The sequence below is a fragment of the Rhizobium glycinendophyticum genome (assembly GCF_006443685.1).
GTDB classification, from domain to species: domain Bacteria; phylum Pseudomonadota; class Alphaproteobacteria; order Rhizobiales; family Rhizobiaceae; genus Allorhizobium; species Allorhizobium glycinendophyticum.
On the sequence record NZ_VFYP01000001.1, the window covers coordinates 75453 to 88934 of the forward strand.

Here is a 13482-nt window from a genome sequence, read left to right on the forward strand (position 1 = left end):
CCTCCTCCCAGTCGGTGTTCATATATTTCGAAAAGCCTGCCGCACCTCCTCCCGCGGCAGGCTTTTTCGTTTTCGACCTTTCCTCAGGCCATTTATTGCCACCGGACCGACGTCCGATGGCCCTTCAGGTTCAGGTGAGACAGCGCCTCACGCCTGACGCATGAAACGCTGGATCAGTTCAGCGAGCGCTTCCGGTTGCTCGATTGAGGGAATGTGAGCGCATTCTTCGATGATCTCGAAGCGGGCGCCGGGGATGGATTCTGCCGCAGCCTGTACCGTCTCAGGCGGCGTCGAACCATCTTGGTCGCCGACCACCACAAGCGTCGGAACGGTGATCGTGGGCAGCACATTGGCGAAATCGGTGTCACGAAGGGCAGCGCAAGTCGAGAGATAACCCGCAACCGGCTGCCGGGTCATCATCAGGCGGTAGCCCGCGAGCTCATCGGCGCGGCCTTCATGAAAGGCGGGCGTGAACCATCTCGCCATCGCATTTTCGGCAGCACTGTCCAGTCCACCCTCTTCGATCCCGGCCATCCGCTCGCTCCAGATCGTGGCACTGCCAATGCGCGGAGCCGTGTCGCACAAAACCAGCTTCCGGAAGAGGTCCGGTCGCGCCTTCCAGAGGCCTTGGCAAACCAGGCCACCGACCGAGAGGCCGCAGAAAGTCGCCTTGCGAATACCCAGCTCGTCGCACAGACCGGCAAGATCGCCCACCAGTTCATCCATGCCGAAGGGCGCGTCGGCGCCACCGGAAAGCCCGTGGCCGCGGCTGTCATAGAGAAGCACGGACACGTCATCGCCGAGTTCGTCGAAGAGCGGCAGCCAGATGCGAAAATCCGTGCCTAGGCCGTTCGAGAACACGATCAGGTTTTTGGCCTTCGCCTCCCCGATCAATTCGTAATGCATCACATGGCCGTTGATCGTCTTGAATGCCAAGGGTTATTCCTCCGTTGGGCTGGCATCTCCGGTTCGCCGGTAAGCGGCGTTGTCCAGGGAGATGCCATGAAAGGGATGGGTGCGTGCAGGCTTCAAATCCTGCACGGCTGATCGATCAGTGTGCTTCGTCCCAGTTATTGGCAGCGCGTGCATCGACCTTCAGCGGCACCCGCATCGAGACAGCTGGCATCGCGGCATTCTCCATGACGTCGACGATCACGGGCATGGCCGCATCGACGGCTTCGTCCTCAACTTCGAAGATCAGCTCGTCATGCACCTGCAGCAGCATGCGGCAGCGCTCAGCAAGGCCCGATGCGGCAAGAGCGGGTTCTATCTGGATCATCGCGCGACGGATGATGTCTGCCGCCGATCCCTGGATCGGCGCGTTGATTGCAGCCCGCTCGTTGAACGCACGCATGGAGGGATTGGAAGACTTGATTTCCGGGTAATGCGCGCGCCGGCCGAAGATGGTCTCGACATAACCCTTTTCGCGGGCGAAGGCCTTCGTGGCCTCCATGTAGTCCTTGATCCCGGGGAAGCGCTCGAAATACTTCTTGATGTAATCGCCCGCTTCGGAGCGTTCGATGCTCAGCTGATTGGCGAGGCCGAACGCGGATATCCCGTAGATGATGCCGAAATTGATGGCTTTCGCCCGGCGCCTGACCTCGGACGGCATGCCCTCGACCGGCACACCGAACATCTCCGAGGCGGTCATCGCGTGAATGTCGATACCGTCAGCAAAGGCCTGACGCAGTTGCGGGATATCGGCGACATGGGCGAGAACGCGCAGTTCGATCTGGCTATAGTCGGCCGAAAGGAGCTTGTGGCCGGGCGTCGAGATGAAGGCCGTGCGGATCTTGCGGCCTTCCGCCGTCCGCACCGGAATGTTTTGTAGGTTGGGTTCGGAGGAGGAGAGCCGCCCGGTGGTGGTCGAGGCGAGCGAATAACCCGTATGCACGCGCTTGGTCTGCGGATGCACATAACCCGGAAGCGCATCGGTATAGGTGGACTTGAGCTTGGTGAGCTGCCGCCAGTCAACGATCTTGCGTGGCAGCGGGGCCCCTTCCGCCGCCAGGTCTTCGAGTACCTGGGCAGAGGTCGACCATTGGCCGGTCTTGGTTTTCGAGCCGCCCGGCAAGCCCATGCGGCCGAACAGGATGTCCCCCAGCTGCTTGGGCGAGCCGATATTGAAGCGTTCGCCAGCAAGGGCATAGACTTCGTCTTCCGCAGCCGCTGCCTTCTGTGCCAATTCCCCGGACAGACGCGAGAGAATCTGGCGGTCTACGGTGATGCCGCGCTCTTCCATATGTGCCAGCACCGGCACCAGCGGCCGCTCCAGCCGCTCATAAATCCGCGTGAGGCCCTCGGCGGCAAGCCGGGGCTTCAGCACCAGCCACAGCCGCAGCGTCACATCGGCATCCTCGGCGGCATAGGTCGTGGCGCGGTCGATATCGACCAGATCGAAGGTGACGGAAGACTTTCCCGAGCCGGTCACATCCTTGAAGGCGATCGGCGTATGGCCGAGCCAACGTTGCGACAGCGTGTCCATGCCATGATTGCCCTTGCCGGCATCCAGCACATAGGACATCAGCATCGTGTCGTCGAAGGACTGGAGCACGATTCCGTAGCGCTTCATGATCAGGTAGTCGTATTTCAGGTTCTGGACCACCTTGAGCACGGCAGGATCTTCGAGCAGACCCTTCATGGCGGCAAGCGCTGCGGCCATCGGAATCTGTCCCTCGGCATGCCCGCCGCCCAAGAGGTCGCCGACGCCGGAGCGATGGCCGAGCGGCACGTAGGCCGCGCGGATATCGGTGGAGCCCGGCGACAATACATTATCCTGAATGGCGAAGGACACGCCGACCAGATCCGCCTGCATCGGGTCGAGCGAGGTGCTTTCCGTGTCGAAGGCGACGACGCCCGTTTCGCGGGCCGCAGCGAGCCAGAGCTCCAGGGTCTCAATGTCGCGAATGGTCACGTAGCGTGATCGGTCGATCGGTTTTCCGGCAAGACTTTCGGCCCGCTGGCGGGCGAGATCTGCGGGCGCCTTGCCGCTTGCAGTGTTTGATGTCGTGGCACCGGGGGCGCTCTGCGCCATCGTCGGCTGGTCGGCCGAAACGGATCTTAAATCGAGGTCGGGCCCGTGGGCCGCGTCGCCCCATTCCACCGGAACCACCGCTGCCTCGATGGCCCCCGCATCGCAGTCACAGGTCTCGGCGACCCGACGCGTCAGCGTGGTGAATTCCATCGCTTTCAGGAATCCGATCAGCTTGGGCCCGTCCTGCGGTTCGAGGACAAGATCCTCAAGTTTCATCTCAAGCGGCACATCAGTGCGCAACTCCACAAGCTGCCGCGAAACCCGCGCCAGCTCGGCATTGGCCACGATGTTTTCACGGCGCTTGACCTGCTTGATCTCGCCGGCCCTCTCGAGCAGTGTCTCCAGGTCCCCGAACTCTTCCAACAGTTGGGCAGCCGTCTTCGGGCCGATGCCCGGAATGCCCGGTACATTATCCGTAGAATCCCCAGTCAGAGCCTGCAGATCGATCATCTTTTCCGGCGGCACGCCCCATTTCTCGATGACGTCGGGTATGCTGATCTGCTTGTCCTTCATCGCGTCGTACATATGCACATTCGCGCTGACGAGCTGCATCAGGTCCTTGTCGGATGACACGATGGTCACGTCGGCACCCACAGCCTCGGCCTGGCGGGCATAGGTCGCAATGATATCGTCGGCCTCGAAACCCTCGGTCTCGATGCAGGGCAGGTTGAAAGCGCGAGTGGCATGTCGGATCAGGCCGAACTGCGGAATGAGATCTTCCGGCGGCGCCGAACGGTTGGCCTTGTAGAGCGGATAGATTTCCTTGCGGAACGTCGTCGACGAATAGTCGAAGATGACCGCAAGATGGGTCGGCGTCACCCCGACATCGGTGTTACGGGCATCCCGCAGCAGCTTCCACAGCATGTTGCAGAAGCCGGAGACCGCGTTGACGGGGAGGCCGTCCGACTTGCGGTTGAGGGCAGGGATGGCGTGGAAGGCGCGGAAGATGAAGCCCGAGCCGTCGACGAGGAAAAGATGATCGCCTTTGTTCATGAGCGCATGGATAACGCGAGGCGACAGAAACGTCTATGACGGTTTGGATCGGGCAATCGGAAAAGACCGGGAGAGACTGTCTTTCATCCTTGTCGGCCAGAAGAAACATTCACGAAAAGCTTACCGATTTGTAATCCCGGCTTCCCTTGAAAAACCACATTTGGAACCTCAGATCTTAGTCATCGACGTCTGATCACGTCGTAGTCTGAATGAGGCTCGTCCCCCGCCGCGTCAGACTCGGGCAAAGGCCTTATCCCCCTCTCCGGGCCTTTGTCCCCATATTCCGGAGCCGTCGTGGCAGTCCCCGCCTCAAGCCACGGCGGCTTCCGAATTCCAGACGGCATCCGAATGTATGGTCAGCCACAGGAATGCATCGTCTGCGATGCTTTTCCTCGCTACAGTCAGCGACACATTTGCCGAAACCTCTCTTGCGACATTGTTGAGCCATGGCCAATGACCGCCCGGAATCTGCCACGCAACTGGCGACGCAGTTCGCCCGCAGCCTGACGCGTGTGCTGCAGACCCGGGCTGCGCAGCTCGGTTTCTCTCCTGGACAATTCCCCGTTCTCATCGAATTGTGGGAGGAGGAGGGGCTGACCCAGCGACAATTGCTCGATCGGGTCGATGTGGAGCAGGCCACAATGGCCAACACGCTCGCCCGCATGGAGCGCGACGGCTTGATCGAACGGCGCGTTCATCCCCGCGACAGGCGCGCCCAGCAGACATTCTTGACCGAGAAGGCGCGCGCGATGCGCACGGAGGCGCTCACTTTAGCAGGGGAAGCGGAAGAGGCAGTCTTCTCAGGCTTTCGGCGCTTCGAAAAGGAGCTGCTCAAGGAGTATATGCGCTGGGCTATCGCCAATGCCCGCAAGCTCTGAGCCGCGCCCGAAGCACTGCCGGTAAAAAACCGCCGTCCTATGCCTCGAAACATCCAAGGCTTTGCTCTATCGTCCGCCGCGATTTCAATCCTGCAGGACATGCCCCATGACTGACCTATCTCCCATCCTCGCCAAGGCCGACGAGACACTCCCTGAGAGCCTCGACCGGCTTTTTGATCTGGTCCGGATTCCCTCCATCTCGACCGATCCCACCTACAAGGCCGAATGCCGCAAGGGCGGCGAATGGCTGGTGAAGGAACTGGCCGAGCTTGGCTTTGATACCTCGCTGCGCGAAACGCCAGGCCATCCGATGGTCGTTGCCCATCACGCCGCCGACCGGGCGGATGCGCCGCATGTTTTGTTTTACGGTCACTACGATGTTCAGCCCGTCGATCCGCTCGACCTCTGGGAAGACGATCCCTTCGCCCCGGCGATCAAGGAAAAGGACGGTCGTAAGATCATCACGGGCCGCGGCACCTCGGACGACAAGGGGCAGTTGCTGACCTTCGTCGAAGCCTGCCGCGCCTACAAGACGGTCAAGGGCTCCCTGCCGGTTCGAATCACCATCCTGTTCGAAGGTGAGGAGGAATCCGGGTCGCCATCGCTCAAACCTTTCCTGGAAGCCAATGCCGCCGAGCTGAAGGCCGATTTCGCCCTGGTCTGCGACACGAGCATGTGGGATCGCGAGACTCCTGCCATTGCCGCTGCCCTGCGCGGCCTCGTTGGCGAAGAGGTGACTATCACCGCCGCTGACCGCGATCTGCATTCCGGCCTGTTCGGAGGTGCCGCTGCGAACCCGGTCCACATCCTGACGAAGATCCTCGCAGATCTGCATGATGAAACTGGCAAGGTCACCCTGCCGGGCTTCTATGACGGCGTTGAGGAAACCCCCTCCAACATCAAGGCTTCCTGGGAGAGCCTCGGCCGCACCGCAGAAAGCTTCCTCGGCGAAGTTGGCCTGTCGATTCCCTCGGGCGAAAAGGGTCGTTCAGTTTTGGAGCTGACCTGGGCCCGTCCGACGGCGGAGGTGAACGGCATCATCGGCGGTTATACCGGCGAAGGTTTCAAGACCGTCATCGCCGCCAAGGCTTCCGCTAAGATCTCGTTCCGCCTCGTCGGCACCCAGGATCCCGCAAAGATCCGCGAGAGCTTCCGAAGCTTCGTGAAGGCGCGGATTCCGGCCGACTGCTCGGCGGATTTCCACGAACATGGGGGCTCGCCTGCAATCCAGCTTTCCTATGATTCGCCGGAGCTGACCAAGGCGAAGAATGCGCTTTCGGATGAGTGGCCGAAGCCGGCGGTGATCATCGGCATGGGCGGTTCGATCCCGATTGTGGGCGATTTCCAGAAGATGCTCGGTATGGATTCGCTGCTGGTGGGCTTCGGCCTCACCGATGACCGCATCCATTCGCCCAACGAGAAGTATGACCTGAACTCGTTCCACAAGGGCATCCGCTCTTGGATTCGTATCCTCGACGCACTTGCCAACAAGTGAGCTTGAGCCAGAAAAGCAAAAAGGCCGGTCAAAAACCGGCCTTTCCTTTACGCTTCAACGCTGTCCTGCCAGTACATCCGTGGTCAGGGGCGGAAACGTGCCATGCGATGCTTCGGATGTCTGCTTGCCTTGGCAAGCTCATCCCTGATCCACAGGATCGCGCGGGATGATGAACAATTCCTTAAGAGCCTGACGCTTCGTGCAATCTCTGCGCTGAAACGATGCGCTCGTCGCTTGGTAGCCTGGAGATAAGGAGGGCTTCGTCCCGTTTCAAGGCTATGCACTTGCAGAGTTGAAGATTGCCGCCAAACCCGACTAGGATGACCCCATGAGCCTCGAAACCGTCCGCCAGTTCTTCCTCACCAACGCTCCAGATATCTCCGTCATTGTGACGGAAGCGAGTTCTGCGACCGTGGCATTGGCGGCGGAAGCTCACGGGGTCGAACCGGACCAGATTGCGAAGACCATCTGCCTGAGAATCGGCGAAGACGTGGTCCTCGTCGTCACCGCCGGCACAAAACGTCTCGACAACAGAAAATTCAAGGACCGCTTCGGTGTGAAGCCGCGTATGCTCGATGCGGAGGCAGTGGTCGAGAAGACGAGTCACCCAGTGGGGGGTGTCTGCCCTTTTGGTCTTCCAACACCGCTCAAAGTCTATTGCGACATCTCACTAAAGAACTGGACCGAAGTCGTGCCCGCCGGCGGCGCGACAAATGCTGCAGTCAGGATCGAGCCGCAGCGCATGGCAACGCTGGTTAACGCCGAATGGGCGGATCTCTGTCAGTGACATTAGGTGTGGCTCTGGCTGTTTACCGCGTCTTAACCACCCCTTAAATCGCCGCAATTACTGTGCAATCGGAGGAAAGCCGCACAGGCCCGGAAGCGGATTTCAAGGCATATCAAGACGGCGGCGTGCGAGCTTCTCGGTTTGCATGGCTGCCTGACACACGAGCATCTGGAGCAAGACCGCCGGAATGGTGAGCCGAGGCAAATCCCGCGACCGTATTGAACCGAGCTTCGAGGAAGATCGCGAGGACGAGGACCTGCGGCTCGATGCGGACGATCGCATAGCCGGCGGTCGAAAAACCCGCTCCTCTGGTAAGCGGTCGGTCGCTTCATCCCGCTCTGGCAAGGCCAAGAAATCTAAGCCCCGCAAGCGACAATCCTCCGGCGGCTTTGGCCTTGGACGCCTGGTCTACTGGTGCTTCGTCCTGTCGATCTGGGGTGCCATCGGCCTTGGCGGCCTCGTCGCCTATTATGGCTCCCAGATGCCGAGCGCCAGCAGCTGGTCTATCCCCGAACGCCCGCCCAACATGAAGATTGTTTCCGTCGAGGGGACGGGGATCGCCAATCGCGGCGCGACCGGAGGTGAAGCGCTTCCTTTGGAAGAAATGTCGCCCTTCATCCCTCAGGCGGTCATGGCGATCGAAGACCGCCGCTTCTATTCGCATTTTGGTGTCGACCCCTTGGGCCTCGCCCGCGCCATCGTAACCAATGTGGTGAGTGGCCGCGCGGTGCAGGGCGGCTCGACGCTGACCCAGCAACTGGCCAAGAACCTCTTCCTGTCCCCGGAACGCACCGTCGAGCGCAAGGTGCAGGAAGTCCTGCTCGCCTTCTGGCTGGAGCAGAAATACACCAAGGATCAGATCCTCGCGATGTATCTGAACCGGGTGTATTTCGGCTCCAACGCCTATGGCGTGGAAGCCGCGGCACGCCGCTACTTTAACAAGTCCGCCCGTGACGTGAACCTGGGGGAGGCCGCACTTCTCGCCGGTCTCCTGAAGGCGCCTTCCAGATTGTCCCCCGCCCGCGATCCGGAAGCGGCCGAGGCCCGCGCCCAGGTCGTGCTTCAGGCCATGCTGGAAGAGGGTTATATCACCGACGACGAGGTGAAGACGGCGATGTCGCAGTCTCCCACCAAGGCAAAGCGCTACTGGAGCGGAGCCGGGCAGTACGTTGCCGACATGGTGCGTGATGACGTGACGGCCCTCATTGGCAAGGTCACCGAAGACATCGTGGTCGAAACCACCATCGACATGACGCTCGAAAAGAAGGCCGAAGCAGCCCTGACGGAATCGCTGGCGGCCGAAGGTGCGAAGGTCAACGCGTCCCAGGCCGCCCTTGTGTCGATCGACGGTACCGGAGCAATCCGCGCACTTGTCGGCGGACGCGATTATGCCGAAAGCCAGTTTAATCGCGCCGTCAAGGCGAAACGCCAGCCCGGCTCCGCCTTCAAACCCTTCGTCTATGCCGCCGCGATGGAGATCGGCTTGCGACCGGGCTCCACCCGCAATGATGCTCCGATCCGCATCGGGTCGTGGACACCTCAGAACTATGACGAGAAGTATCGCGGTCCGGTGACGCTGGCCCATGCTCTGGCCGAATCACTCAACACCATCGCCGCCCAGCTGGTCATGGAAGTCGGCCCCGATCAGGTGATCAAGCTTGCCCATCGCATGGGCATTGATTCCGACCTTCAGAATAATGCCTCGATCGCCCTCGGTACCTCTGAAGTCTCACTGCTCGAACTGACGGCGGCCTACGCTCCCTTTATGAACGGTGGCTACAAGGCGACACCCCATATTGTTCAGCGCATCCTCAAATCCGACGGCACGGTCATCTACGAGAACAACTATCTCGAACCGCCCCGCGTCCTCAGCGATCAGGTCGTCAGCGAGATGAACCAGATGCTGATGGGGGTCATCAACGAGGGGACTGGTAAGAAGGCACGGCTCAAGGGCTGGGAAGCGGCTGGCAAGACAGGTACAACACAGTCTTTCCGCGACGCGCTGTTTGTCGGTTACACCAGCAACCTCACCACCGGGGTCTGGTTCGGCAATGACAACGGCGATTCGATGAAGAAGGTCACAGGCGGCGGTCTGCCCGCCCGCGCCTGGCACGATTTCATGACGGCAGCCCACCAGGGTCTGGCGCCGGCACCCTTGCCGGGTGGCGACTATCAGGAGCCGGCCCCGGCCGATCAGGATCCCTCCATTGGGACGATCATTTCCGACGTGCTGACAGGGGGTGGCGAAGAGCGTTATCCGGCCCAGCCACAGGCGAACGGCGAGCCGCCTGTGCAGCCGGGCGAGCAGGGCAATTGGCCTATTCTGGAGGGACCCGTGCCGCCCGGTGACGTGGGACAGGGTTCGCAAGGCGGCTCGCCGCGGCGCACGACGCTGCTCGATCTCATTCTGGGGCAGTAATTGTTTTCATCGACCAAGAAGGCGATGGCCAGAGGCAAGCCTTGAGTGCTAAAGGCGTCATCTAACAAGAGGAATAAGCAGTACGGAAAGCCGGCTGAGAACGGCTGTCCAATCTGTTCTCTTTACTGATTTTCAGCGGAATTCCAGCCTTGCAGTCGGAAATTCCGCTTCTTATATACGCGACATAACCGCAGCGGCGCTGCAGTGTATCCCAGACCATCCACGTCGAGGGGCTGTCAGGAATGCCTGATTGGGGTTCCGACGGCCTGCTTCAAGGAGAGAATGACATGGCAAAAGTAATCGGTATCGACCTTGGAACGACCAATTCCTGCGTCGCCGTCATGGACGGCAAGGATGCAAAGGTCATTGAGAATTCCGAAGGCGCACGCACCACGCCTTCCATGGTGGCTTTTTCTGACGACGGCGAACGCCTCGTCGGGCAGCCGGCCAAGCGTCAGGCCGTCACCAACCCCACCAACACGCTCTTCGCCGTGAAGCGCCTGATCGGCCGCCGCTACGAAGATCCGACCGTCGAGAAGGACAAGGGCCTCGTTCCTTTCCCGATCGTCAAGGGTGACAACGGCGACGCTTGGGTCGAAGCTCAGGGTAAGGGCTATTCGCCCTCGCAGATCTCGGCCATGATCCTCCAGAAGATGAAGGAAACGGCTGAAGCCTATCTCGGCGAAAAGGTCGAAAAGGCCGTCATCACCGTTCCCGCCTACTTCAACGACGCGCAGCGCCAGGCAACCAAGGATGCCGGCCGCATCGCCGGTCTTGAAGTTCTCCGCATCATCAACGAGCCGACGGCTGCCGCACTCGCCTACGGCCTCGACAAGAAGGACGGCAAGACGATCGCCGTTTACGACCTTGGTGGTGGTACTTTCGATATCTCGGTTCTGGAAATCGGCGATGGCGTCTTCGAAGTGAAGTCGACCAACGGCGACACATTCCTCGGCGGTGAAGACTTCGACATGCGTCTCGTCGAATATCTCGCAGCCGAGTTCAAGAAGGACCAGGGCATCGACCTGAAGGGCGACAAGCTGGCTCTCCAGCGCCTGAAGGAAGCCGCTGAAAAGGCCAAGATCGAGCTGTCGTCCTCGCAGCAGACCGAAATCAACCTGCCCTTCATCACGGCAGATGCCTCCGGTCCGAAGCACCTGACGATGAAGCTGACCCGCGCCAAGTTCGAAAGCCTGGTCGACGATCTCGTCCAGCGCACGATCGCACCCTGCAAGGCAGCCCTCAAGGACGCCGGTGTTACCGCAGCTGAAATCGACGAAGTCGTTCTCGTCGGCGGCATGAGCCGCATGCCGAAGGTCCAGGAAGTCGTGAAGCAGCTGTTCGGCAAGGAGCCGCACAAGGGCGTCAATCCGGATGAAGTCGTGGCACTCGGTGCAGCGATCCAGGCCGGCGTTCTGCAGGGCGACGTCAAGGACGTTCTGCTGCTCGACGTGACCCCGCTGTCGCTCGGCATCGAAACGCTGGGTGGCGTCTTCACCCGTCTGATCGATCGCAACACGACGATCCCGACGAAGAAGAGCCAGACCTTCTCGACCGCAGAAGACAACCAGCAGGCCGTGACCATCCGCGTTTCGCAGGGCGAGCGCGAAATGGCTGCCGACAACAAGTTGCTCGGTCAGTTCGACCTCGTCGGCCTGCCGCCGGCACCGCGTGGCGTTCCGCAGATCGAAGTCACCTTCGACATCGACGCGAACGGCATCGTCCAGGTTTCGGCCAAGGACAAGGGCACCGGCAAGGAACAGCAGATCCGCATCCAGGCCTCCGGTGGTCTCTCTGACGCCGACATCGAGAAGATGGTCAAGGACGCCGAAGCCAATGCCGAAGCAGACAAGAAGCGTCGTGCGGTGGTTGAAGCCAAGAACAGCGCCGAAAGCCTCGTCCACTCGACCGAAAAGTCGCTGAAGGACTATGGCGATAAGGTCTCCGAGACCGACCGCAAGGCGATCGAGGATGCGATCGCCGCACTCAAGGGCGCTCTCGAAGCCTCCGATCCGTCGCCGGAAGATATCGGCACGAAGACCCAGGCCCTCATGGAAGTCTCCATGAAGCTCGGTCAGGCCATCTACGAGGCCCAGCAGGCCGAGGGTGGCAATGCCGAAGGCGGAGACGACAATGTCGTCGATGCCGACTACGAAGAAGTGAAGGACGAAGACGCGAAGAAGTCGGCCTGATGCCGGCTCGCTTCAATCGCATCGTTTCGAGCGGGCTGGCCTTCGGGCCAGCCTGCATCGCGTTGATGCTGGCGACGGCCGTTCTTGCGCGGAACGCCGAGGTCGAATCCGTTTATCGACAAGTCGCGAGCGCCGAGGCGAAGGTCGCCAAGGCCCTGTCCGCCAAGGACTCCAAGGGACTTTCCCGGATCGGCAGTGAACTTGGAAAGATCATCGAGGCGGCCCTGCAGCGGCGCGAGAATGGGGGTTCTGTGTCGGCCTGTGACATGGCAGCCCATTCGCTGGCCTTTGTTGCCGTGTCTGCGGCCGATGGTTTGATCAGCAAGGGCGAGGCGCGCAAGCTCCTGATGGACGATGCGATGGCGGCGGCTTCCGACTTCCAGAAAGACATGCAGGCCTGTGACAAGCTCGCCGGCAAAGCGTCGGGCGGTCACACGAGCGTTGGGAAAGCTTTGAGGGCTTTGTAAGACGATGGCAAAGGCAGATTTCTACGAGACCCTGGGGGTTGGCCGGACGGCAGACGAGAAGGAGCTGAAGAGCGCCTTCCGTAAGCTCGCCATGAAGTTCCACCCTGACAAGAATCCGGGCGACAGCGAAGCCGAAAAGAAGTTCAAGGAGATCAACGAGGCTTACGAGACCTTGAAGGATCCCCAGAAGCGCGCGGCCTATGATCGCTTCGGCCATGCCGCCTTCGAACAGGGCGGTGGCGGCTTCGGCGGTGGCGGCGGCGGTTTTGCCGGCGGCGGTGGCTTCTCCGATATTTTTGAAGACATCTTCGGCGAAATGATGGGGGGTGGCCGTGGCGGCCGGGCGCGCTCGACGGGCGGTCGCGAACGCGGCGCCGACCTACGCTACAATATGGAAATCAGCCTCGAAGAGGCCTTTACCGGCAAGACGGCGCAGATCAGGGTTCCGACCTCGATCACCTGCGACCTCTGCACGGGCACCGGCGCCAAGCCCGGCACCAAGCCGACCACGTGTTCGACCTGTCAGGGCTCGGGGCGCGTGCGGGCTGCCCAGGGCTTCTTCTCGATCGAGCGCACTTGCCCGACCTGTCATGGCCGGGGCCAGACCATTTCCGACCCCTGCACGAAGTGCCATGGTCACGGCCGTGTCACGGAAGAGCGTTCGCTCTCGGTCAACATCCCCTCGGGCATCGAGGACGGCACGCGCATTCGCCTGCAGGGCGAAGGGGAGGCGGGCCTCCGTGGCGGTCCGGCGGGCGATCTCTACATCTTTCTGTCTGTGAAGCCGCACGAATTCTTCCAGCGTGACGGTGCGGATCTCTATTGCTCCGTGCCGATCTCGATGACCACGGCTGCCCTCGGCGGCACTTTCGATGTGGTGACGCTCGACGGCACCAAGTCGCGTGTCACGGTCCCGGAAGGCACTCAGGCGGGCAAGCAGTTCCGCCTGAAGGCGAAGGGCATGCCGGTCCTGCGATCGACACAGACGGGCGATCTCTACATCCAGATCCAGATCGAGACCCCGCAGAAACTCACCAAGCGCCAGCGGGAACTGCTGCAGGAATTCGAGCAGTTGTCGTCGAAGGAGAACAACCCGGAATCGACGGGCTTCTTTGCCCGCATGAAGGATTTCTTCGATACGCTCAGCGACTGACCGTTTGATGAGGATGGAAATTGAAAAAAGGGGCGAACCGCGAGGTTCGCCCCTTTTCTGTTCT

General features: G+C 61.0%; 9 protein-coding genes. 7 read left to right on the forward strand and 2 right to left on the reverse strand.

Features of this window, described 5'->3' with window-relative positions:
* Positions 1–147 precede the first annotated feature (147 nt).
* Positions 148–936 (reverse strand): 3-oxoadipate enol-lactonase, encoded by a 789-nt coding sequence (gene pcaD / locus FJQ55_RS00360; RefSeq protein WP_246084985.1) that lies wholly within the window; start codon positions 934–936, stop codon positions 148–150.
* A gap of 115 nt (positions 937–1051) precedes the next feature.
* Positions 1052–4027 carry a DNA polymerase I gene (gene polA, locus FJQ55_RS00365; protein WP_140825771.1) on the reverse strand — a complete coding sequence of 992 codons (2976 nt, stop codon included), beginning with the start codon at positions 4025–4027 and terminating at the stop codon, positions 1052–1054.
* A 446-nt stretch (positions 4028–4473) separates the two neighbouring features.
* On the opposite strand from polA, the gene FJQ55_RS00370 reads away from it, so the two are divergent.
* The 7 genes from FJQ55_RS00370 to dnaJ all read left to right on the forward strand — a co-directional run bounded on the left by FJQ55_RS00370 (position 4474) and on the right by dnaJ (position 13418).
* Positions 4474–4905 carry a MarR family winged helix-turn-helix transcriptional regulator gene (locus FJQ55_RS00370; RefSeq protein WP_140825772.1) on the forward strand — a complete coding sequence of 144 codons (432 nt, stop codon included), beginning with the start codon at positions 4474–4476 and terminating at the stop codon, positions 4903–4905.
* A gap of 106 nt (positions 4906–5011) precedes the next feature.
* A complete protein-coding gene (locus tag FJQ55_RS00375; RefSeq protein WP_140825773.1) occupies positions 5012–6400 on the forward strand; it encodes a M20/M25/M40 family metallo-hydrolase in 1389 nt (462 codons plus the stop codon).
* A 328-nt stretch (positions 6401–6728) separates the two neighbouring features.
* Positions 6729–7187: a YbaK/EbsC family protein gene (locus FJQ55_RS00380; protein WP_140825774.1), complete on the forward strand. Its 459-nt coding sequence runs from the start codon at positions 6729–6731 to the stop codon at positions 7185–7187.
* A 187-nt stretch (positions 7188–7374) separates the two neighbouring features.
* Positions 7375–9606 carry a transglycosylase domain-containing protein gene (locus FJQ55_RS00385; protein ID WP_140825775.1) on the forward strand — a complete coding sequence of 744 codons (2232 nt, stop codon included), beginning with the start codon at positions 7375–7377 and terminating at the stop codon, positions 9604–9606.
* A 287-nt stretch (positions 9607–9893) separates the two neighbouring features.
* Positions 9894–11798, forward strand: coding sequence for a molecular chaperone DnaK (gene dnaK, locus FJQ55_RS00390; RefSeq protein WP_140825776.1), 1905 nt, complete (start codon positions 9894–9896; stop codon positions 11796–11798).
* Positions 11798–12265 carry a hypothetical protein gene (locus tag FJQ55_RS00395; RefSeq protein ID WP_140825777.1) on the forward strand — a complete coding sequence of 156 codons (468 nt, stop codon included), beginning with the start codon at positions 11798–11800 and terminating at the stop codon, positions 12263–12265. The genes dnaK and FJQ55_RS00395 overlap by 1 nt, the downstream gene beginning before the upstream one ends.
* Positions 12266–12269: 4 nt before the next feature.
* A complete protein-coding gene (gene dnaJ, locus FJQ55_RS00400) occupies positions 12270–13418 on the forward strand; it encodes a molecular chaperone DnaJ (RefSeq protein WP_140825778.1) in 1149 nt (382 codons plus the stop codon).
* Positions 13419–13482: the final 64 nt, after the last annotated feature.